The 21,398-nt window shown below is 74.5% G+C and carries 11 protein-coding genes; 4 read left to right on the plus strand and 7 right to left on the minus strand.

The window, feature by feature from the left end; translation table 11 throughout:
- Nucleotides 1-58 precede the first annotated feature (58 nt).
- Together P8T65_RS44245 and P8T65_RS44250 are read right to left on the minus strand one after the other, a co-directional pair.
- Nucleotides 59-2,371, minus strand: a complete 2,313-nt coding sequence (locus P8T65_RS44245; protein ID WP_316731068.1) for an FtsX-like permease family protein — start codon at nt 2,369-2,371, stop codon at nt 59-61.
- Nucleotides 2,368-3,084: an ABC transporter ATP-binding protein gene (locus P8T65_RS44250; protein WP_316731069.1), complete on the minus strand. Its 717-nt coding sequence runs from the start codon at nt 3,082-3,084 to the stop codon at nt 2,368-2,370. The genes P8T65_RS44245 and P8T65_RS44250 overlap by 4 nt, the downstream gene beginning before the upstream one ends.
- A 138-nt stretch (nt 3,085-3,222) precedes the next feature.
- Between P8T65_RS44250 and P8T65_RS44255 the strand changes: the two genes are divergently transcribed.
- From P8T65_RS44255 to P8T65_RS44270, 4 genes are all read left to right on the plus strand, one after another.
- Nucleotides 3,223-4,248, plus strand: a complete 1,026-nt coding sequence (locus P8T65_RS44255; RefSeq protein WP_316731070.1) for a histidine kinase — start codon at nt 3,223-3,225, stop codon at nt 4,246-4,248.
- 62 nt (nt 4,249-4,310) lie between these two features.
- Nucleotides 4,311-4,988: a response regulator transcription factor gene (locus tag P8T65_RS44260; RefSeq protein ID WP_316731071.1), complete on the plus strand. Its 678-nt coding sequence runs from the start codon at nt 4,311-4,313 to the stop codon at nt 4,986-4,988.
- A 160-nt stretch (nt 4,989-5,148) separates the two neighbouring features.
- On the plus strand, nt 5,149-6,489 hold the full coding sequence (locus P8T65_RS44265) for a hemolysin family protein (RefSeq protein WP_316731072.1): 1,341 nt from the start codon (nt 5,149-5,151) through the stop codon (nt 6,487-6,489).
- Entirely contained in the window at nt 6,486-7,508 is a 1,023-nt protein-coding gene (locus P8T65_RS44270) for a hemolysin family protein (protein WP_316731074.1), read from the plus strand. The genes P8T65_RS44265 and P8T65_RS44270 overlap by 4 nt, the downstream gene beginning before the upstream one ends.
- Nucleotides 7,509-7,610: 102 nt before the next feature.
- On the opposite strand, the gene P8T65_RS44275 is transcribed toward P8T65_RS44270, so the two are convergent.
- The 5 genes from P8T65_RS44275 to P8T65_RS44295 all read right to left on the minus strand — a co-directional run bounded on the left by P8T65_RS44275 (nt 7,611) and on the right by P8T65_RS44295 (nt 20,696).
- A complete protein-coding gene (locus tag P8T65_RS44275) occupies nt 7,611-9,692 on the minus strand; it encodes an SWIM zinc finger family protein (protein WP_316731075.1) in 2,082 nt (693 codons plus the stop codon).
- Nucleotides 9,689-13,618, minus strand: coding sequence for a DUF5682 family protein (locus P8T65_RS44280; RefSeq protein WP_316731076.1), 3,930 nt, complete (start codon nt 13,616-13,618; stop codon nt 9,689-9,691). Before P8T65_RS44280 ends, P8T65_RS44275 begins: the two co-directional genes overlap by 4 nt.
- Nucleotides 13,615-14,775 carry an AAA family ATPase gene (locus P8T65_RS44285; protein ID WP_316731077.1) on the minus strand — a complete coding sequence of 387 codons (1,161 nt, stop codon included), beginning with the start codon at nt 14,773-14,775 and terminating at the stop codon, nt 13,615-13,617. The genes P8T65_RS44280 and P8T65_RS44285 overlap by 4 nt, the downstream gene beginning before the upstream one ends.
- Before the next feature lie 129 nt (nt 14,776-14,904).
- Nucleotides 14,905-19,833 (minus strand): DNA-binding protein, encoded by a 4,929-nt coding sequence (locus tag P8T65_RS44290; RefSeq protein ID WP_316731078.1) that lies wholly within the window; start codon nt 19,831-19,833, stop codon nt 14,905-14,907.
- Nucleotides 19,830-20,696, minus strand: a complete 867-nt coding sequence (locus P8T65_RS44295) for a DUF4132 domain-containing protein (protein ID WP_230216972.1) — start codon at nt 20,694-20,696, stop codon at nt 19,830-19,832. The genes P8T65_RS44290 and P8T65_RS44295 overlap by 4 nt, the downstream gene beginning before the upstream one ends.
- Nucleotides 20,697-21,398 lie beyond the last annotated feature (702 nt).

Genomic DNA, 21,398 nt, shown 5'->3' on the forward strand with positions numbered 1-21,398 from the left:
CGCTCCGTCGCCCCCCTCGCCCGCCGCCCCGCCGCCCCGGCGGTCCCCTCGGGCCGCGTCACTCGTTGTGCAGCACCTGCGCGATCGTCAGCCGGGCCGCACGGCGTGCAGGGACGTACGCGCCCATGACGGCGATCACGACGCCCGCCACGGCGAGCGCGGCCAGGGCCGGGGCGTTCCAGACGTCCGTCATGTACGACGGCAGGGTGAGGTCCACCGCGTCCGCCATACGCGGAACGACCACCTGGTGGCCCGCCATGCCGAGCGGGATGCCCAGGAGCGAGCCGAGGGCGCCGAGCAGCGCCATCGAGGCCACCGTCATCACCGTGACCTGGGCCGGTGTCATACCGATGGACTTGAGCATGCCGAGGTCGCGGCGGCGGTCGCGGGTGTTGAGGACGACGGTGTTGAAGACACCGAGCGACGCGACGGCGGCGAGCAGGAGGGTGAGCGCGGTGGCAGAGCCGATGATGGTCCGCGTGACGGAGTTGGCGCCGGTCGCGGACGGGCTGAGCCCCGGATCGGCCGCTTCGGCGGCACGGGCGTAGGCGCCCGCGCCGGCCCCGTCGCGGAGCTTGACGTGGTAGGCGATGGGGTTCTCCGCCGGGGCCACGGTCCGCATGGTCGCCCAGTCCGCCACCACGACACGCGCGTTGGTCTCCATGTACTCGCCGACGACGATCACGTCCGCGTCGCGATCGCCCTTCTCCATCCGGAAGCGATCGCCGACGTCCAGACCGTGACCGCGCAGGAAGGCGGAGCCCGCCACCACCTCACCGGTGCCCCGGAGCCACCGGCCCTTGGTGAGCACGCTGCCCATCGGAGGATTGTCGCCGCGGCGGGCTTCCAACCAGAGCTTCTCCGTGGAACCCGCCAGCCGGACCTCGGTGTTCGCCCGGGCGGTGACCTCACGCGCGTCCGGCAGCGAACGCAGCAGGGAGTGCAGGGCGAGGTCGTCGTGGACCGGCCTGATCTCCTTGCCGTCGTGATACTTCCCCACGTAGACCGTGACCTGGTAGGCGTCGCGGCCCGCGTTGCCGAACCGGTCCATCGTCGTGGCCAGGCCGGTCGCGAACGTCACGGTGGTCACGCCGAGGACCACGGCGGCGAGCGTGAGGGCGCTGCGCCCCGGCCGGGCGAACGGCAGCCCCAGCCCGAGGCTCACCGACCGCGGCAGCCGGCTGCCCGCCAACCGGCGCTGGACACCGAGCGCCCGGCCGGCGCGCGGCGCGCTGCCCGCGCTGATCGCCCGCGCGGCGGAGAGCCGGTGGGCGCGGACCGAGGGCGCGAGCGCGGCGATGAGACACACGGCCGGCATGCCGGCCAGGGCGAGGACGTTCACCCAGGGGGCGAGCGAGACACTGTCGTGGAACACCCCCGCGTCCGGACCCGTGAACGCGAACTGGAGCAGGGGCCGTGCCGCCAGATTGCCGGCGGCGGTCCCGAGGAAACAGCCCAGCACCGCCGGTACGGAGATCATCACGAGATAGACGGCCACCACCTGCCCCGGGGTGAACCCCAGCGCCTTGAGGATGCCGATGTGCCGGAAGCCGGAGATCACCGCGCCGCTGACGACGTTGGCGACGATGAGCACGGCCACCGCGACGCCGAGGACACCGAAGGCCAGCAGATAGGGCGCGTACGCCCGGGCCGCACTGCCTATCTGGTCCTTGAGGGTGAGGTACGACCGTGAGCCCGCCAGCGCACCCGTCGGCAACTGATCCGTCACCGCGTCCAGTCGGGCGCTGAGCCGACGGTCCGACGAGGCGTCGTCGAAACGGAACAGCACCTGCGTGACCGTCGGGTGCAGGGCCTCGATCTGCCCGGGGGAGACCCAGGCGTCGGCGGTACGGCTCAGACCGAAGGCGAAGCCGACGATCCTGAGCGTGGGACCGGAAGGCAACCGGAGCTTCTTGCCCAGGTCGTCCGCCGTCCAGTCCGACTGCCGGTTGAGGACGACCTCGCCGGGTTCGGTGGCCCAGCGGCCCGCCCACAGGTCCAGCCGGTCCACCGGGCCCCCGGGGCCGGACCGGCCCACGACGGTCAGCTCGCTGCCGAGGCCGTAGCCCATGGCCTCCCGCGGCAGCTCGACCGTGGCCTGGGGGAAGGGGCCCGCGGTCGCCGCGACTCCGGGCCGGCGGGCCGCCCGTCTCAGCTGACCGTCCGAGACCTTCGCGGAATCGAACGCGGCGACCACATGCGGCCCGCGCTGCGCGCCGAAGGCCTTGTCGAACGGGGACGAGGCCGCGTCGACCAGACCGAGCGCCACCACGATCGCCGCCGTCGAGGTCAGCGTGACCAGCCCGATCACCAGCGTCTGGAGCCTGCGCCGCCGTACCGCCGCGCGCGCGGCCCGCCACACGGCCCTCATGCGGACGGCTCCAGGGTGTGCTCGCCGCGCACGCGGCCGTCGGCGAACTCGACGAGACGGCTGGCGCAGCGCCGCGCGAGACGCTCGTCGTGCGTCACCAGGATCAGCGTCTGGCCGATCTGGTTGAGGTCGAGCAGGAGGTCCATCACCTGTTCCCCGGCACGGCTGTCCAGCGCGCCGGTCGGCTCGTCGGCCAGCAGCAGGGCCGGCCGGTTCATCAACGCCCGTGCCACGGCCACCCGTTGCCGCTCACCGCCACTGAGCACCGCCGGGTAGGCGTTGCGCCGGTCGGCGATGCCGAGCTCGTCGAACAGCTCCAGCGCGCGGCGACGGGCCTGCCGGGCCGGGGTGCCGGTCAACTGGGCGGCCAGCGCCACGTTGTCGAGCGCGGACAGGTCGTCGATCAGGTTGAAGAACTGGAAGATCATGCCGATGCGGCGCCGCCGGTACAGGGCGAGCCCCTTCTCGGTCAGTTCCCCCACGCTCTCGCCGTGGACCACCACCGTGCCGCCCGTCGGACGGTCCAGGCCCGCGATCATGTTCAGCAGCGTCGACTTGCCGCACCCCGAGGGGCCCATCACCGCGACCGCCTCACCGGCCCGGATCTCCAGCGACACCCCGTCCAGCGCCGTCGTCTCCCCGTACTCCTTGCGCACACCGTCGAGTCGTACGACGGCCTCCGCGCTGTTGTTCTCGTTCTTCTCGGTGACCATGCACCGGACGCTAGGCGAGCGGCGCCGCCGGGACATCCCTCCCCGGGCGGCACCTGGCCCGCGCCTCATCCCGCAGATGCAGGCGACCGCATCCCGGGGCGGATGCGCAGCGGGGGCAGGTCTGCGAAGGTGAGCCCCATGTGGGAGTGGGGGACGAACGGACCAGTGGCCGCGCTGGGGGTGTTGGCGGCGGTCGCTGTGGGTCTGGCGGTGGCTCTGCTGCGCACCCGGCGCCGGTGGCGGAAGGCGGTCGGGGAGCGCGGCTGGTTGCTCGAACGGGAGCGGGAGAGCGCCGCGCGGGCCGCGGTCGCGGCCGAACGTGACCGTATCGCGCGGGAGTTGCACGACATCGTCAGCCACAACGTCAGCCTGATGGTGGTTCAGGCGGGCGCGGCCCGCGAGGTGCTGGTCACCATGCCGGACGAGGCGGCGGCGGCACTGCTGGCCGTCGAGGACGCGGGACGCGGCGCGATGACCGACCTACGGCATCTGCTGGGCCTGCTGGCGCCCTCGCAGGACGGCGAGGACCCGGAGGACGGGACGGACGCGCGGGGGGACGCGGTCCGGGACGCCGGCGTGGCTGGGGGTGCGGGCATGGCAGGGGGTGTGGACGCGGCTGGGGGTGCGGACGTGACCGGGGCTGACCGTGGGGCGAGGGAGGAGGGACGGCGGGTGGCGTGCCTGGAGAGGGCGGAGGGAGCGGTGCGGGCGGAGTTGTCGGAGCTGGCGCCCCAGCCCGGACTCGACCGGCTGGGGTCGCTCGTCGACCGGATCTCGTTCGCCGGTCTGCCCGTCGAGGTACGGATCTCCGGCGAGCCGCGTCCGTTGCCGCAGGGCATCGACGTGACGGCGTACCGGATCGTCCAGGAGGCGCTCACCAACGCGCTGCGACACGGTGACGGCGGAAAGGCCGAGGTCACCGTGCGCTATGCCGACCGGGCGCTGCGCGTGGAGGTGCTGAACACCGGCCCCAGCGTGCTGACCGGCGGCGCCCCCTCCCCACCGCGTCCCGCACGGCCCGCCCCGCGCCACCCGAGCGGTACCGGGCGCGGGCTGCTGGGCCTGCGCGAGCGCGTCGCGGTGTACGGCGGCGACCTGGACGCCCGACGCCGCCTCGGCGGTGGCTACCGGGTCCGCGCCCGCATCCCCCTGGACCGGCCATGACACCGGCGGAGAAGCCGGTCGAGAGGCCGGTTGAGAATTCGGCCGGGACGTCGGCCGCAACGGTGGCCGGGACCGAAGCGGCGGGGCCGCGGGTGCTCGTGGTCGACGACCAGACGCTGATCCGGACCGGGTTCCGACTGATCCTCACCGCCCGGGGCATCGAGGTGGTGGGCGAGGCGGCCGACGGCGCGGAAGCGGTGGCGATGGCCCGAGAACTGGAACCGGACGTCGTGCTGATGGACATCCGGATGCCGACCATGGACGGCCTGGAGGCCACCCGGCGCATCCTCGCCGCGAACCCGGAGTGCCGGGTGCTCATGCTCACCACCTTCGACCTCGACCGCTACGTCTACGCGGCCCTGTCGATCGGCGCCAGCGGCTTCCTCCTGAAGGACGTCACACCACGGCATCTCGCGGCGGCCGTACGCCTGGTGGACACCGGCGACGCGCTGCTGGCCCCCTCGATCACCCGACGCCTGGTCGAACGCTTCGCGACGGAAGCCGCCGGGACGCCCGCGGTCCCCGCCGACCTCCAGGTCCTGACCCCGCGCGAACTGGAGGTCCTGACCCTCCTCGGGCGCGGCCTGTCCAACACGGAACTCGCGGCCGAACTCACCCTGAGCGAGGCCACCGTGAAGTCGCACGTGGCCCGTATCTTCGCCAAGCTCCAGTTGCGCGACCGCGCCCAGGCCGTTGTGATCGCCTACGAGAAGGGGCTGGTCAGAGCCAGGGAAACCTGAGGGGTGGGCGGCGCCGCGCCACGGGCGGGGTGATCGCGATCGGGAACGAAGATCTGGCCAGAATCGTTCACGAGCCGCACACCTATCGAAGGAGCACGCCCGTGTCCGCCAGACCGACGGACCCCCCGACCGGATCCACAGCCCCCCGTGGGTGTGGCCGATGAGCGTCGCCGACGCCGTGCTCGGTCTGGTGGCCGTCCTCGTCCTCACCGCCGGAACCGGTTATTTCGTCGCCCAGGAGTTCGCCTACGTCTCCGCCGACCGGCTCGCCCTGGCCCGGGAGGCGGAGGTGGGGGACCGGAGGGCGGCGCGGGCCCTGACGGTGCTGGAGCGGTTGTCGTTCATGCTGTCCGGCGCACAGCTCGGCATCACCGTCACCGGCCTGATCGTCGGCTTCATCGCCGAACCGTCCGTCTCCGCCCTCCTCGAACCCGCCCTGAACGGCGTCGGTGTCCCGGAGGGCGCGGTCGGCGGGATCTCCGTGGTCCTGGCCTTCGTCGGGGCCACCGTCGTGCAGATGGTGTTCGGCGAGCTGGCCCCGAAGAACCTCGCGCTCGCCGTCCCCGAGCGGCTGGCCAAGTCCCTGGCCGCCTCCACGCTTGCCTACCTGAAGATCGTGGGGCCCGTCGTGCACATCTTCGACAGTGCCGCGAACAGGCTGCTGCGCCGGGTGGGCGTCGAGCCCGTCGAGGAACTGCACCACGGAGCGACCCTGGAGGAGCTGGGCCACCTCATCGGTGAGTCCCACGAGCAGGGCGAACTGCCCCGGGACACCGCCGAACTCCTCGACCACGCCCTGGGGTTCTCCGACCGGACCCTGGACGAGGTCATGGTGCCGCGCGCGGGCGCCGTCTTCGTCCGCAAGGACGCCTCCGCAGCCGAGGCGGTCGAACTGATCGCGAAACACGGCCACTCGAACTACCCCGTGCTCGGCGACCACCCCGACGACGTCGCCGGGGTGCTGGGCGTCCGTGAGCTGATGCGACTGCCCGGCCGGCCCCTCACCACCACCGCCGGCGCCCTCGCACGGCGCCCACTGCTGCTGACGGACACCCTGCCGCTGCCGGACGCCGTGACCCGGATGCGGGAGCGCGACGACGAGTTCGCCGTCGTCCTGGACGAGCACGGCGGAGTCGCCGGCATCGTCACGTACGAGGACATCGCCGAGGAACTCGTGGGCGACATCGCCGACGAGTCCGACACCGTCGTCGAACTCGCCGTCCCCGACGGCACCGGATGGCTGGTGGACGCCGGCCGCCGCCTCGACGAGGTCGCCGACGCCACCGGTGTCGCACTGCCCGAGGAGGAGGACTACGACACCGTCGCCGGGCTGTTCGTGGACCGCCTCGGCCGTTTCCCGGCCATCGGCGACCGGCTCACCGTCGACCTGCCCGACGGGGGGAGCGCGGTCATCGACGTACGCACGCTCGACCGACACGTGCCGGACACCGTCCGTCTGGAACGGCTGCCCGCGCGTGAGCACGAGGAGACCCAGGCATGAGCTTCCCCACGGCGCTCTTCGTCACCGTCCTGCTGCTGATCGGCAGCGGCTTCTTCGTCGCCGCCGAGTTCGCGCTCGTCGCCGCCAGACGGCACCGTGTCGAGCAGGCCGCCGCCTCGGGCCGGCGCGGCGCGCACGCCGCGCTGGCCGGCATGCGGGAACTGTCCCTGATGCTCGCCGGCGCACAACTGGGCATCACCGTCTGCACCCTGGGCCTGGGCGCCGTGTCCAAGCCCGCCATCTCCCACGAACTCGACCCCCTGCTGCACGACCTGGGACTGCCCAGCGCCGTCAGCTACGGAGTGGCCTTCGTGGTCGCGATGGTCGTCGTGGTCTTCCTGCACATGGTCGTCGGCGAGATGGCACCCAAGTCCTGGGCCATCGCCCACCCCGAGCGGTCCGCGATGCTGCTGTCCCCGGCCTTCCGGGCCGTGGTCCGGGCCGTCCGCCCCCTGATCGGACTGCTCAACCGCGTCAGCAACGCCCTGGTACGACTGTGCCGGGTCACACCGCGCGACGAACTCGCCTCCGTCCACAACCGCGAGCAGCTCACCCACCTCGTCGAGGAGTCGCAGCGCCTCGGCCTGATCAGCGAGGCCGACTCCGAGCTGATCACGCGTTCGCTGACGGAGCCCGAGACGCCGGTGCGCGAACTCGCGGTCCCGGCCGCCGAGATCACCTCGGTGGACGCGGACGCCGACGCCGAGGCCGTTCTCCGCGCCGCCGCCGAGCACGACCGTACCCGGCTCCCGGTCCGCGCCCCGGACACTACGGTCCTCGGCTCCGTCCACGCCCGCGACGCCCTGGTCGCCCGGGCGAGGGGCCGCGCGGTCACGGCCCGCAGCCTCGCCCGGCCCGTACCGCGACTGGGCGACGACGCGACCGTGGCCGACGCGATCGACGTCCTGCGCCGCCACCGCGCCACGCTCGCCGTCGTCCACGACGACACGGGGCGCCTCACCGGCCTCGTCAGCCTGGACGACCTACTGGCGCGCTATCTGCAGCCGAGGACGGTCTGACGGCTCGAAGACCTGAGCGGATGACGGGCCGCCGGGCGCCGGGGCCCCGGGGGCCGGGGTCCCGCAGCGGTGCGGTGGCGCTCGGCCATGATCGGCCGAGGGTCAGGTGGTGGGGGTCGGGAGCCGCCATGTGGACTGGATCAGGGCGCGTTCGGTGCCGGTCAGGTAGACCGCGGTGGCGAGCCAGGCGCGGGCGTAGCGGTCCGGGTCGGGGTCGGTGACGCGTCCGAAGACGTCGCGGGAGCGACGGTCCGCCTCCGCGGTGAGCGCGGTCGCCAGGTCCGCGCCCGCCGTGAACCCACTGCGCCGCAGTGCCGCGCCCGCTCCGTCCCGGTCGCTGTCGCGGGCCGGCTCGGCGACCGCGCGGCGGCCTCCGGAGACGGCGACCTCGACCAGTCGGCGCAGCCGCCACAGCGGAGCTTCGGCGAGCGGGTCGGCCGGCGCCCCGGCGGGGCCGTCGACCTCGGGCAGCGCGTCCTGTGGCGGGAAGTGCGCGCCCCGCAGGCGGTCGTAGCCCAGGTCGGCGTGCCCCTGCCACTCGTCCGGCAGCCGCAGCGTGGCCTCGGTGCCCGGGACCGGGCCGATCGCGAGCGGGCGGAGCGTGGCCGCACGGTCGGGTTCCAGGCGCCCGAGCACCCGTATGCGCAGCCCGGGACGGCCGGCCAGCTGACGGAAGTTGGCGGTGTGCGCGAGATCGGGGTGGCCGTTGGCCGGGGTCAGCCGGACGAGGAGACCGCTGTCGGCCGACTCCCCGGAGCCGGACACCTCGCGGGCGAACAGGTGGTCGCCCGCCGCGCCGACGAGGACCAGGTCGCAGCCGATCAGTCGGCGCGCCTCCAGCTCCGCCTGCTCGGGGTCTGCCCCCGGGCCGCCGGTGAGCCGCTCGGCCACCGCCTCCGCGAGGGGGCGGGCGAACAGGGCGGCGAGCGGGCCCGCCGTCCAGGAGAGACCTGCGAGCGGAGTGGCCCGCACGCCCTTGCCGGAGCCGAGGCGGCCCTCCGGAGAGACCGTGGCGCCGGAGATCAGCAGTCCGCCCCGGGAGAGGCCTGCGTGGTCGAGGGTCCCGGAGCCGAGGGCGACGGTTGCCTTGGCGGCGCCCCGGGCACGGGCCGGACCGCCCGGTTTCACGTCGGCGACCGAGTACCAGCTTCCGTCGTCGGAGATGAGGTGGGTGACGACACCGCCGTATCCGGTGGCCGAGATCACCGGTTCCCGGCACACACCGTGCACCCGCAGACCGCCGCCCGGCCGATAGGCGCGCCGCGCCGTGCCGACGAGGGCGGGGTCGGTGTCGGCCGACGCCAACAGGCCGGTGGTGAGCAACAGTTCGCGCACGGCGGCGACCAGGTCGGCCAGCCGGTGGCCGTCGTGCCGGGCGCGGGCCCCGCGCAGTCCCCGGACGACCCGCAGGGCCGCCGCCTCGGCACGGTGAAGTCCGGCGAGGCGCGCGGTGTGCGCGGCCCGCAGCAACTCCGCCTGCGGCACCGCCCCCGCCGCCGGGACCCCGGCGGCGAGCACGGCCGCGGTGGCCGCCCAGAGACCGGCCGCGGCGGCGACCTGGGCGGGGGTGGGGGGCTTGCCGCCGCCCCGGCCGAGGTCGCCGGCCCCGTCGGCGGGGCTCACGCCGGTGCCGGTGCCGGTGGTGCCTGTGTTGCCGGTTTCGGTGGGTCTGGTCGTGCCGACGGGAGTGGAGGGATCGGCCTGCCTCGGGTCTTCGGCCGGGGCGATGGTGACGGAGGATCCGCCCGCTGTGCGAGAGCCATTGGCTCCGACGGCCGGGCCGGCCGCCGGGGCCTCACCATCACTTCCGTGGAGGTCGTCCGCCGCCGTGTCGGCCGGCTCGGCCTCCGGCTCGGCCGCGGCCATGTCCTCGGCGTCGGCCATGTCCTCGGCGTCGGCCACCGGGCAGGCGCTCAGGACGGCGGCACGGTGCAGACAGCGGGGTGCGAGCAGGCAACTGCACACCGCCCGCTCGGCGTCGGTCACCGCACCCGAAGGGCCCGGCGTCAGTGCGACCTCGGCGTCCTCGCCGCACCGGACGCGCAGGACACCGCCGTCGGCCTCGACGGGCAGGGCCGCGTACGTCTCGACCGCGGCGTCCAGTTTCTTGCGCAACCGGGAGGTCAGGCTCTCCACGGCGGCGGCCACCACCTCGGGTGCCACCGGGGGCAGTTCGGCGTTCATCGGCTCTCTCCGCGGAGGCGGTCCCCCACCCAGCGGGCGAGGGCGAGGGGACTGAGGGCGGCGACCGGCATGCCGGCCGCGACGAGTTGCTGGGCAACGGGCACCGAGTAGCGCGGGGTACCCGTGTCGTCCAGGGCGGCACAGCCCATCAGGTGCACACCCGAACTCGCGAGGGCCCGGACCTCCCCCAGGAGGCCGCCCAGCGAGTAGCCCTCCTCGAAGTCGCTCACCACGACCACGAGGGTCCGGCTGGGCACGGTCACCAGGGAACGGGCGTGCGCGAGCCCCGCCGCGATGTGCGTGCCGCCGCCGACCCGGACCTCCAGCAGCAGCGACAGCGGGTCGTCCACCCGGTCGGTCAGGTCGATCACCTCGGTCGAGAACGCCAGGAAGTGCGTCGACAGCGTGGGCACGCCCCCCAGGACGGCCGCGGTCAGCGCCGACCAGATGACGGAGGCCTCCATCGACCCGGACACGTCGACGACCAGGATCAGCCGCCAGTCCGCCTCCTTGCGCGACCGGGTGCTGAACACCGGCCGCTCCGGTACGACCACGGTCCGGCCGTCCGCCGTACGGTGGGTGCTCGCCAGGTTGGCCCGCAGGGTGCGCGGCAGGTCGAGCCTGCCACCGGGGCGCCGGGTCGGACGCGGGGTGGCCAGACCGGTGAGCGCGGGGCGCATCCGGGTGGCAAGCTCCTTGGCCAGTTCGTCGACCAGTCGGCGTACCAGCGGGCGCAGCCTGGCCAGTTGCTGTTCGGGCATGCCGCCCGCGAGGTTCAGCACGGAGGTCAGCAGATCGACCGACGGGCGGACGGCCTTGGGGTCCAACTCGGCCAGTACGTCCGTACGGCCCCGGTCGGCGGCCCGCGCCAGCACCTCCTCACGGACTTCGGCGCCGAACAGCGCGTCCAACTCCTCGCCCCACTCCCGGGCCGTGGGGAACGACACCTCCTGCGAACCGCCCTGACCGGGGCCGCCCCGGCCGAGGTCCGAAGAGCCCTCTCCCCGGCCGGCGCCGTACAACTCGTCGAGCGCGTGCGCGTAACGCCGGGCGTCCTGGGGCAGCTTCTCGCTCTCCCGGCCGAGGAGCAGCCGCCAGCGGTCGGTGGGGGAGAGGTGGAGGGGTGCGACGGACGGCTGGGCGGTGGGGTGGGGCGCGTCGGCGGCGGTGGCAGGGCGGGTGGCGTCGGCCGTGACGGCCGCGTGCGGGGCGCGGGCGCCCACCGTGCCTTCGGTCGTCACGGTGCCTTCGGTTGCCACCGCGCCGTCAGACGGGGTCCGCGCGGTGGTGGTGTTGTCGGCAGACCCCGCCGGGGCCGTACCGATCGGCAGCCGGAGGGAGTCGACTGCCATCAGGCCCGCCGTGTCCGCCGCCGTCCACAGCGCGAGGAGTTCCGGGGAGGCGGTGAGGGACAGGTCGAGGCGGTCGCCGAGGCGTTCGGTGACCGTACCGAGCAGACGGTCGCGGCCGGCCGGGGTGAGCGTGTCGAAGCCGCCGCGCAGGGCGGGCAGCCGATCGAGGAAGCCCTGGTCCGTGAGCGTGTCGATCCGGTCGAGCAGCAGGTCCAGTGCGGTCGGTGCGGACTGGAGCAGCGGCGCGGCGCCGCTGAGCAGACCGCTGAGCCGAAGGGCGAGCGCGCGGCGGCCGTCGGGCCCGGTGGCCGTGTCGATCCAGCCTGCCGCGCGCGTCCCGACGGTGTCGGCGCCGTCGAGGTCGAGCAGCACCCGCGCGGCGAGAGCGGCCCCTTGGATCAACGGGGAGCCGGAGCGCGCGAGCGTGCTCAGGGCGTCGTCCATGCGCAGCCCGAGGCGGTGTTCGCCGGCCCGGGACGAGAGCGCGACGAGCGCGGCCGCGTCCTCCGGCTGGTCACTGCCCGCGAGACCGGGCAGCGCGCGGACCGCCGCCTCCAGGAGGTCGACGGCCAGCTCGGCCGCCGCCGACCTGCCCTCGCGCGTGGTGCCGGGCAGGTGGCCCCGCCGCAGCGCCTCCAACAGGTCCAGCCCTTCGAGCAGTTCGGGCAGGGTGGCCGAGGCCGGGAGCACGACGGCCGCGTCCGCCAGCCGGTCGGCGACCAGCGCGGGCAGGTCGCAGCGGGCCGCCGCCCGAAGCCCGGCGAGGACCAGAGCACAGGTGGGCCCGCCGTGCGCCGACTCCCGGCGGAAGGTCTCCCGCAGGGTGCCCTCGGCGGCCAGGGCCGCGGTCACCCCCCGGATCCCGGCCAGGTCGAGCCGGACAGGGACGGCCGGGGTCCACGACACGCGCCACCGGGTGGTGAGTGCCGTGCCGTCGCCCGTGCCGGTCACCTCCACGGATTCGCCGTAGCCCGCACCGCACACCGCGAGCCGCTGGAGCAGGATCTCGCGGCGGCCGTCGAGGGTGGAGCGGAGCGGGTCGAGCCGGAGTTCGCGCGAGGCGGGGTCCTCCGGGCCGGGCAGCCGCAGCGCGGCCACCTCCGCCTCCACGGACGGGCCCAGACCGGAACGAGGGGTGCCCGGTGCGATCCGGCCCCGATCGGTGCCGACCAGCACCACTTCGAGCGCCCGGGCGAGGGCCCGGCCCCGGCCGAGCGGCTCGCCCTGGCCCATCACCGTCGTCAGCGCCTCCAGGACCTCACCCCGGCCGGGGGCCGCGAGCCCCCGGAGACTGGCCAGGTCGCCCGCCACCCGCAGGGTCTCGGTCGCCTCGCCCGTGCCCGCGGTGTGCCCGGCAGCGCGCAGCTCCCGGCACACATCGGTGATGGCCCGCGCGGCGGCGCCGTACAGCAGCTCGGGGTCGCCCCCGGCCGTGAACACCGCCTGCTGCCAGCGCGGGTCACGGATGCCCGCCGGATACCCGGAGCGGGAGTCGAGGAGGTCGAAGGCGTACGGCACGAGCGAGGTGACGACCGGCGGGTGCTCCCCGACGAGGCCCGCTCCCCGGGCCCCGGCCGCGACGCCGTCCGCCCTCGCGGCCGACACCGCACCACCCGCACCACCCGCGCCGGCCGTCTCCTCGGCGGTGGGTCCGACCCCTCCGTCCTGCGCGTCGGCCGGGTCGGCGTCCACGTGGGCCGCGTGCGTCAGCGCCGGGGCGTGGAAGGCGCCGATCACGGCCGCCACCCGGCGCCCACCCGCCGCCGCGCGGGCGATCGTGTCGCGCATGTGCGCCTCCCGGGCCAGGTCGACCGACGGCACGCCGCCCGCGGTCTCGGCGTCGCTGCGCAACGCCCACCCCACGCCGAGAGCCGCCCGGCGGATCGCCTCGGGCGTACAACCGGGAGCGAGCACCTCCACACACCGGTCCCACAGATCGTCACCGTCACGACCGGTTCCGGCGGCGGTGAGCGCCGCCGCGAAGGCGGTGGGCGAGACGAGGGACGCCTTCGGCCTGTCCGGGTCCGTCGCCGGTCGGCCGGTGTCCGGGAAGGGCTCTCCCGTGTTCGTGGTCGCACGGCCGGTGTCCGGGAAGGGCTCTCCCGTCTCTGTCGCCTGTCGGCCCGTGGCCGGGAGGAGCTCATCCGTCACCGCCTCCGGTCGGCTCGTGTCCGTCCCCGGACGGTTCGCGTCCGTCCCCGGACGGTCCGTGCTCCACGCCGGATGGGACATCGGCAGGTCGCAGCACACCACTTCCTTCCCTCGCTCCCGGGCCCAGCGGAGGGCGGCGAGTTCCGGGGAGAAGTCGGCGAACGGGTAGAAGCCGAGGCGGCCTCCCTCGCTCGCCCCGGCAAGGGCGACCGGCGCGAGGGTGCCCGGCGCGGCGAGGTGGGGCAGCCAGTGCTGGAAGTCGGCCGGCAGCTCCACGCAGACGACATCCGCGCCGGACGCGTCCAGCAGGGCGGGCACGGCCGCGGCGAGGGCCGGGCTGTGGTGCCGTACCCCCAGCAGGTACGGCGCCGCCGAGTCGGCGAGGACCGTGACGGCGGCCCTCGGGTCCTGAGTGGTCGTCACCGAAGGTTCTCCCGCAGGTCCCAGAGGCGGCGCCACATCGCCGAGCCGTCCTCGGCGCGACGGCGCACCGGGCCGTCCCAGTAGCCGAGCAGCCGGGCGTGGTCGGCCGGGTCGTCCTTGCGGACCACGCCCAGCAGGTGCCCGGGGACGAGGTCGAGCGCGTCCCCACCCGGCAGGTACGCGGCGGCCACCCCGAGCGAGGCCGCGACCGACACGGCCTCGGCGGTGGACATCACCGTGCCCGGACGCTCCACGTCCCAGCCCTCGGCGGAACGCCCCGCACGCAGATCGCGGAAGACGGTGACCAGCACGTCGAGCACCGCGTCGTCCACGCCGAAGGCCGCGCCCGCCCGCTGCACCGCCGCCTCCGCCTGCCGCCGGACCAGGGCAGTCTCGGCGTCGACGTCGGCGATGGGGTGCACGGTCTCGAAGTTGAAGCGGCGCTTGAGGGCGGCCGACATCTCCGAGACACCCCGGTCGCGCAGGTTGGCCGTGGCGATGACCGTGAACCCGGGCGCCGCCGCGACCTGGGCGTCGTCCGTGCCGGACAGCTCGGGCACGCTCACCCGGCGGTCGGACAGGATCGACACCAGGGCGTCCTGCACCTCCGGCAGACAGCGGGTGATCTCCTCGACCCGCGCCACCCGGCCGGAGCGCATCGCGCCGAGCACCGGCGAGTCGACCAGCGCCTGCGGGGTGGGGCCCTGAGCGAGCAGCAGGGCGTAGTTCCAGCCGTAGCGGAAGGCGTCCTCGGTCGTGCCGGCGGTTCCCTGCACGGTGAGCGCGCTGGTGCCGCACACGGCGGCCGACAGCAGCTCGGAGAGCATCGACTTGGCCGTGCCGGGCTCGCCGACGAGCAGCAGGCCGCGCTCGCCGGCGAGGGTGACCACGCACCGTTCGACCAGGGCGCGTTCGCCGACGAACTTGGGCGCGATCACCAGCTTGTCCGGCAGCGTCTCGTGCGGCTTGGCCAGCTTCAGGGCCTCGCCGCCGCTGCCGCAGACGAAGGTGACCACGGAACGCGGGGTCAGGCGCCAGCCGGGCGGCCGCGGACCCTCGTCGTGGGCGGCGAGGAAATCGAGTTCGGTGGCGTGGCGCTGCTCGGCGGGCAGGATCTGCCGGGCCGGAAGGGCCGTCGCCGTGTCGGTCGGGGTCATGAACGTCCTTGCTCAGTAGGTAAGTCGGTAAGCAGGTATGTCGGTAAGCAGGTGAGTCGGTAAGTGCGTGGAAAGGTGCGAGGCGGGGTCAGGCCGGGGCGCCCGGTGGCCGGGCGCCCCCGACCCTGTTCAGCGGCGGCGGCCCCGACGCACCTTCAGCTCCTCGAACCGGGGCGCGTCGCCGTCCTGGATCCGCTGCCAGGCCCTGCGGTACAGCTCGGCGGCCGGTTCGGAGGGCACGATCACACCGAACGTGGCGTCCTCGTCGGTCATCAGGCCGGCGAACAGCGGCAGCTTCCACCGCTCCAGCGGCAGCCGCGGCGACTTCGGGTCGACCCAGCCGCCAGGCAGGAAGAGCGAACGCCCGGCCCTGGCACGGGTGGCCTCCACCACCAGCTCGCCCCCGGCCAGTTCGGCACGGGCCGCCTTGAGCCGGGCCGGCTTCCACCCCGTCCAGCGGGCCGTCATCCGGTCCGTCGGGTCGGGCATGGCGAGCAGCATCAGATAGAGCGTGGCGGCGTCCTCGCCGATGCCGTACTCCTTCGCCACCTCGGTCACCAGCTCGGGCACCGAACGGCTCGGGTCCTGCGGCCACCAGGTGCCGTCCTTGCCGCGCTCGCCCACCACCGGGTCACCCGGGTCGGCCAGCAGGGCGGCGTACGGGGCGGAACGGGCCAGCCGCAGCGCCACCTCGACGGCGTAGGGCCGCTGGTTGTCGATGCGCAGCGCGGGCAGGTACGGGTCCTCGCCCGCCTCGTCGAGCAGCGCGACCCGGATGCCGGGCGCCGGCTGGTCGTCCTGGGTGGCCAGGATCACGGCGCCGTACCGCTCGAAGCCCTCGCCGACCTCGGTCGGGGTGCCCGCGGTCTTCCGGAACTGGGGGAGGCCGACGTACCGCCCGACGTCCAGGACGAGCCCGGGGTGCGCCAGCCGCTCGCGTACGGCGGTGAGCGCGGTGGGCAGCGCGGCCCGCAGCGGGTCGCCGGCGGGCAGCCGGTGGGCGAGCCAGGCGGCGAGGCCCACCGAGCCGACGAGGGTGTCGGCGGTGAACCCGACCGCGTCGTCGTCGATGGGCCGGACCCGGTCGCCCCTGACCGCCCATTCCAGGTCCCGGGTGAGGCGGGGTTCACCGGCCGGGTGGAGCAGCGCGGGCAGGGCGCTGCGGAGCTCCCACCGGGAGTGCTTGACCGCGCGGGTCGCGTCGGCGAGCAGTTCCTCGGGGATCGCGATCCGCCTGCCCATCTTGCTGTTCCAGACCTCGGCCGCGGCGGCCACGTCGGGCCCCTCGGTCCACAGCAGGGCGGGGTCGGCCGGCAGCAGCGCGGCCACCACGGCGGCGCGGATCTCGCCGCCGACGCCCCGTAGTTCGTCCTTGGCGACGGCCGCGGGAGCCTGCTTCACACCGATGGCGTCGCGTGCCTCCTTGGACAGGAACGCCCGCTGGTAGACGTCGACCTGGGGAAGTCCGGCGACGATCAGCCGGGCCATCGTCTCGGTGACACCGGTGCGGCGCGCGAACTCCTCGGCGGCCTCCGGGAACCAGGGGGCCGGGCCACGCTCGGCCAGCTCCGTGAGGAACGCGCCGAGCCGGGCCGCGTGCGCTTCCCCGGCCAGTCGGCAGGACTCGCGGAGGGTGTACGGCTCCGGGATCTCGAAGCGTCCCGTCGGGTCGTGGAAGAACCCGGTGAAGACGGCGCCGTCGTCGTCGTTGAGGGAGAGGCGTCCCACGACGGCGAGGAAGGCGTCGTCGCCCAGCGGCAGCAGGCCGTTCCACGAGCCGGTGCGCCAGTCGCCCGAGGCGGTGCGCAGTTGATCGGCCTTCAGGCCCAGGATCACCGCGCGCCACCGCTCGGAGGCGGCACCGATCCCCAGCCCCAGCGTCGCGAACCGGTCGAGCAGGGCACGCAGCGCCTCCCGGTGCTCCTCCGGGGTGGTGAGGGCCAGGGCCCGGAAGACAATGGCGCTCGTGCGGTCGGCCAGCGACCACAGATCCGGCTGTCCGCTCGGCAGTTCGGTTCCGTCGAGGTGGAGGCGGACCGTCGCTCCCTTCGGCGCCGCCGTGGCGGGGAGGAGTCCGGCGGCCCTGCTCATCACCCGCAGCGCACGGAAGACGGTGTCGGCCTCCTCGTCGCGGTTCCACCAGTGGTGGGGCGGCTCGCCGAGGCCGCTCAGGGCGCTCTGGAGGACGGTGTCGGCGGGGCCCGCGGGTCCCTCCAGCTCGTCCACTCCCTCGTCCAGCGCCCGGGTGAGGCGGGCCGCCGCCGCGTCGAGGACGGCCTGCTGCCCGGCGGCGTGGCGGACGACTCCGGCGATGCCCGCCACGAGGGCGTCATGGGTGACCGGCAGCAGCGCGCGGATCGCGTCGGGAAGCGCGTCCTTGTCCTCCTGCGCTGCGCCTTGCGCGGCGGCGGCCAGCAGGGCCGTCGAGATTGCCGCGTCGATGCGGCGCAGCGCCGCGGAGCCCTCCGGGTCGCGGGGCGTCATGCACTCCCAGAACTGCACCGGGGGCAGCAGCAGCGTGCCCTCGCCGAAGACGCCCGGGGTGCGGTCCGTCTTCGCGACGGAGGTGACGACGCCGTCGGTGTCGACGATCTCCAGCTGCCAGCCGTTGCGGACGACGGCACGGGCCCGGTCGTCGCCCGGGAACACGACGAGCGCGGACGGTCGGCCCTTCCCGGCGGGCAGGGTGACGGTGTGCCCGGCCAGGTCCTGCGTGCGGTAGGCGCCGTCGGGCAGCCGGACCGTGCGCAGGCCGATCACGCCGTCGACGGGTGCGCAGGCCGGCGCGTGGCCGACGGTCGGGGAGGGGCCGAGCCAGCCGCTGTCGTACACGCTGCCCTCGGGAGCGTCGCGCAGCGCGTCGGCGAGGAAGGCGGGCATGCTCATCCGCCCGCGCCTGTGCGTCGCCGGGTCGTACTCGTAGAACCCGTGTGTCTCCCGCTCGCCCTCCGCGTGCCAGACCCAGTACGAGGCGCCGTCGAACAGCAGCCACCGCTCGTCGGGGATCGTGGTGTCCCCGGCGTGCAGCACCCCCGCGCCGGTGGCCCGGCCGCCGCCCGGCAGGGGCAGGGTGAGCTTCAGGTCGGCCTTGTACCAGTCCATCTCGGTGCTCCGGGTGCCGCCCGGGCCCTCCATGGGCTGGGGGCTGTCGGCCCGGGTGTGCCAGTAGCCGCGCAGGCCGTTGTCGCGCGACCGCCAGTAGACGAGCAGCTCGCCGTCCACGTGGTGGAAGCCCGGGTCGCCCCACCTGTCGTCCGCGGAGACCCGCAGGTCGTGGGTGAGGAGCGTGCCCTCCGCGCCGATCACCCTGGCCTGTGCGGCGCCCGCCACGACGAGATGCGGCCAGGCGTCGGCGACGACGATGTCCTCGACATCGTCCTTCGGGACGAGCGTGGCCGTCGCGTCCTCCCAGGCGGGCCAGCCCAGTTCGTCGAAGAGTCCGGCGCGCAGCGTGCGCGACAGCACCGGTGCCAGGTCGGTGGAGACGGCGCCGCGTACCTCCTCCTCGGCGAGCGCCAGCGCCTCGGCCGGCAGCCACTTCAGCCGGGCGAGCGCGTCGGGAAGCTGGGGCAGGCCCACGGCGGCGAACCGCCGGACGACCCCGCGCACCCACTCGGCCAGCAGCGGCCGCCCGCCCGGCGACGTGGCCAGCACCCGGATCGCGCGCCGCCCCTGGTCGTCGTCGCCGAACCGGTCCGCGCCCCGCCGGAAAGCCTTGTGGAAGCGGGAGTCGGCGGCCAGCGACAGCAGCTCGCGGTGTCCCTCACCCGGGGCCCACTGCTCCAGCGGCAACGCCGAGTCCTTCGGCGGGGCGGCCACGGGCACGTCCAGGGAGAGCAGCAGATCCATCAGGTCGATGTCGTGCGTGACCCGCAACTCGCGTCCCGATGTTGTCAGTTCGGCGCGCAGCCGGTCCGCCGTCCGCTCGACCAGCGGATACAGCTCGGGCATCCGGGTGGAGCCGCGCCAGGACCGCGCCCGTTCACGGTAGGTCAGGAACCGCTCCAGCCAGCCCGCCGTGCCGTCGTGCGGACGCTGCTCCTCGGGCAGGGAGCCGTCCCACAGCCCGGCCGTGGCGCCGGAGGCCTCCAGCATGTCCAGCCACATCGCGGGCATGTGGTCGTCGTGAGACGAGGGGAGAGTGTCCAGCAGGGTGCCCCGTACCTTGGGCTCGCGCTCCGCCAGCGCCACGAGCGCCGTACGGTGCCCCTTCCACCAGCCCGCCGCCGCGCGCGGCGTGGACGGCAGGACCAGCAGTTCGGCCAGGTACTCCTGTTCGGTCCGGTCCGCGTCCCGTCCGGCGGCCCGGGCCAGCCGGCGCAGGTCATTCGCCATCTGGGCCGAGGGCGGCAGACCACCGGCCGTACGGCGCAGGCACAGCTTGGTGAAGCGCCGCAGCGCCTCCTCGGCCGGGACCCGCGCGGCCAGCTCTTTCGCGTACGCCGACAGCACCTTCACCGGGAGTGCGCCGGCCAGCGCGAACTCCAGGAACACGGCGTCGAGCCGCTCCTCCTCCACGACGAGCCCGTGTTCCGCCTCGGCCTTGCGGGCGCGGGTGAACAACTGGGCCGCGTACGTGGCGTTCTCCTCGGCGAGAAACACCCGTCCGGCCTGCTCGAAGAAGGTCGGCAGGAAGTGCGGCACCGACGCCGCCAGCCGCTCGCCGAGCTCCAGATAGGCGTCCATGGCCGTCTTCGGCTTGGACTTCGCCTGCCGGGCCGCCTTCTCCAGGTCCGGCACGATGCCCAGCGCGTGGTGCCCGTCCGCCGGGTGGTGCACCAGCACCCACTCGGGGAAGCCCAGCGACTGCCGCAGCCCCAGCCCGACGACCGCCGGCTCCGCGTCCGGCTCCAGGCCCAGGAACCCGGCGGCCAGATCCTCCGCCGCGCCCAGCTCCCCGGCGACCAGCCGCACCACCACCCGCTCCTCCAGGCCCGGATGACGGTACGCCCGCGCCGTCAGCGGCACCGCCCGCTCCCCGGCCCCCTCGGTGTCCGGCGGCAGCACCCCGCCCGCGGCCAGCACATCCTCGTAAGACACCTCTGTCCCCCCGCTCATGCGTCCTTGCCCTCCTCGATCACGCGCCCGGCGTACAGCGCCGCGGCCATCCGCATCCCCTCCGACCACGCCACCGGGCCCACCTCGCCGAGCGGCAGGGCGTGGCCGTCCTGGTCCTGCCAGGTGAGGCTGCCGGTCTCCACCTCGTCGTCCCAGTACGGCTCCCCGATCCACACGGAGGCCTCGACGGTGCGCTCGCCGTCCCGGACCCGGGCGGTGGCGTACCCGCCGGAGACGCGGTACCCCAGGGACGTGGCCCGTGCGGCGAGCGCGAACCGGGAGCGGTACTGGCCGCCGGTGAACTCCCGCACCTGGGTGGCCTTGGCGGCCAGGTCGTCCGGGCGCCGCCAGGTGGCCCGGTGTATCTGCTCGACGCGCTGGACGATGCCGAGCTCCGCCGCGAACTCCCGGATGTCGTCGAGGTCCGGCAGCAGCACGGGGTGCGGCAGGGTCACCGTGCGCGGGGAGAGACGGACCGTCTCACCGTCCAGGTTCACCACGCGCAGTTCGCCGGAGTCGGTGGCGCCCCGCAGGAAGCCCACCTCGTCCGGGTCGTCACCGACCACCGCGAGATCGCGCAGGGCGGCCTGCCACGCCTCGTCCGGCCACACCCGGGCCAGCAGGCCGGTGGGTACGGGCAGTGACGACACCATCCAGGCGTCCACCTGTTCGACGCACGCCGTCGCGTGCCGATCCAGCCATTCGGCGAACCGGCGCAGCCTGTCCACCTCGGGATGGTCCTTCAGCGCCTTCGGCAGCGACTTCAACTGCCGTCCCGCCGCACGGCCCGAGGTGGCTCGTGCGGCCACCCGCCCCTCCACAAGAGCGACCTCGTACCCGTCGCCCGCCGACAGCCATCCCACGAACCCCAGCCCCTAGCGTCAATTGCACAAGAAGAAAGCACAGTTCAGCCGGGGAATCCCGGCCCAAGTGCGACCATGTGCGGAACGCTAGCGGCAGCCACTGACAATCCGTCCGGCGCCTCCCCACGAGGCTCCTGCGGCACGCCGGGAAGCCCGACGGCGAAAGGGGCACGCGAGAGGATCCCCCCGGCGTCCGGCAAGCCAATCGAAGCGAACAGGGCGGACGCATCCGTAGACCTACGTAACCGGAGTACGTATTACCGGCCAGTCCCCGTAGGCGGCGTCGCGCGGCTGTCGCCCGGCCGACGTGTGTCCGTCGCGTTCACCCTCCGCAGTGACACGTGCCCTCGCCGACGGTCGTGCTGGGGGGCGCCGATCGTCCGACAGAGCCAGGCGATGCCCCGACTTGTCAACGGGGCCGCGGTTTCCACAGACAGGGGCCGGAAATCGGCGGATGGCCGAGATCGCGCGCACGGCGCGGTGGCGGGAGAGCGGCGCGCGGCGTGCGATACGCGCCAATGCGATCCGGATGCCGTCCCGCCCGCCGCACGGCCCGAACGGGCGGCTCCGGCCCCTCCCGTACCCCCTGTCACACCACGGTTACCGTGCGCCGATGCGGGCTCGCGGGGCGGCCGCCACGGCTCCGCCGCATCGTCTTCACCCAGCGCACACTTCCGGCCGGGCCGCGGTCGGCCGCCTCCC

Origin of the sequence: Streptomyces sp. 11x1, assembly GCF_032598905.1 — a bacterium.
In the GTDB taxonomy this organism is placed as follows: domain Bacteria; phylum Actinomycetota; class Actinomycetes; order Streptomycetales; family Streptomycetaceae; genus Streptomyces.

Bases quoted from the DNA above. Each gene is read 5' to 3' on its own strand.
- P8T65_RS44250 (WP_316731069.1), bottom strand. From the start codon at position 3,084: ATGGTCACCGAGAAGAACGAGAACAACAGCGCGGAGGCCGTCGTACGA.
- P8T65_RS44275 (WP_316731075.1), bottom strand. From the start codon at position 9,692: ATGAACGCCGAACTGCCCCCGGTGGCACCCGAGGTGGTGGCCGCCGCC.
- P8T65_RS44270 (WP_316731074.1), top strand. From the start codon at position 6,486: ATGAGCTTCCCCACGGCGCTCTTCGTCACCGTCCTGCTGCTGATCGGC.
- P8T65_RS44290 (WP_316731078.1), bottom strand. From the start codon at position 19,833: ATGAGCGGGGGGACAGAGGTGTCTTACGAGGATGTGCTGGCCGCGGGC.
- P8T65_RS44265 (WP_316731072.1), top strand. From the start codon at position 5,149: ATGAGCGTCGCCGACGCCGTGCTCGGTCTGGTGGCCGTCCTCGTCCTC.
- P8T65_RS44245 (WP_316731068.1), bottom strand. From the start codon at position 2,371: ATGAGGGCCGTGTGGCGGGCCGCGCGCGCGGCGGTACGGCGGCGCAGG.
- P8T65_RS44285 (WP_316731077.1), bottom strand. From the start codon at position 14,775: ATGACCCCGACCGACACGGCGACGGCCCTTCCGGCCCGGCAGATCCTG.
- P8T65_RS44255 (WP_316731070.1), top strand. From the start codon at position 3,223: ATGTGGGAGTGGGGGACGAACGGACCAGTGGCCGCGCTGGGGGTGTTG.